Here is a 641-nt window from a genome sequence, read left to right as displayed (position 1 = left end):
ATCTTGGTCGTCGAATACCAACGGCCCATGAACCACCACAGGAAATACACCATCATCGAGACGAAGCCCGAGAAGAACGCCGCGACCGGCACAACGTCCTTACCGAAGGTGCGCAGCGTGCCGCGCTCGACCATGCGGATATATTCCGGCATCGACGTGCGGACGAAGTGGAAGCCGATCAGATCCGCAAGCGTCATCAGCTGACCATGCTGCTCCGTCGCCTGGTGGAACGCCGCAATCGCCGGCCAGTTGTTCGGGTAGAACAACAGACCCCAGCCCAGCGAACCAACAATCGCCGTGATCACATAGGAGCCCGACAGAAGCAGGATCACGTCAAGCCAGATCGCCGGAACGATCAGAGCGGACGGGAACACAAGGCTGATCGGGAAGTAGGTCCAGCCCCAGAAGTTGACGTAGCGGTTGATCCACTCGCCAATCAGCAGGCCAAGAGCCGCGAACACCGCGCCGAACGGCAGACGGAAGTTCACCCACCAGAACGCCTGCGCCGCGGCGCAGAAGGTCACGCCGAGAATCGGCACAACCGTCGGCCACATACGACGATCCTTCCAGTCAACCCGCAGAAGGTCACGCCGAGAATCGGCACAACCGTCGGCCACATACGACGATCCTTCCAGTCAACC

Annotated in this window: 2 protein-coding genes; both read right to left on the bottom strand. The window is 60.5% G+C overall.

The annotated features are described in order from the left end of the window. On the bottom strand, nucleotides 1-554 hold a 554-nt coding region (gene amoA, locus ASG67_RS12455), incomplete at its 3' end, for a bacterial ammonia monooxygenase, subunit AmoA (RefSeq protein ID WP_235535194.1). Then, nucleotides 521-619: a hypothetical protein gene (locus tag ASG67_RS19540; RefSeq protein WP_235535195.1), complete on the bottom strand. Its 99-nt coding sequence runs from the start codon at nucleotides 617-619 to the stop codon at nucleotides 521-523. The genes amoA and ASG67_RS19540, both read right to left, overlap by 34 nt. Between the last annotated feature and the right edge of the window lie 22 nt (nucleotides 620-641).

This window comes from Sphingomonas sp. Leaf339, from assembly GCF_001426195.1.
Taxonomy (GTDB): domain Bacteria; phylum Pseudomonadota; class Alphaproteobacteria; order Sphingomonadales; family Sphingomonadaceae; genus Sphingomonas.
The sequence above is the reverse complement of the archived record's forward strand: the minus strand, read 5'-3'. Positions and strand labels throughout refer to the sequence as shown.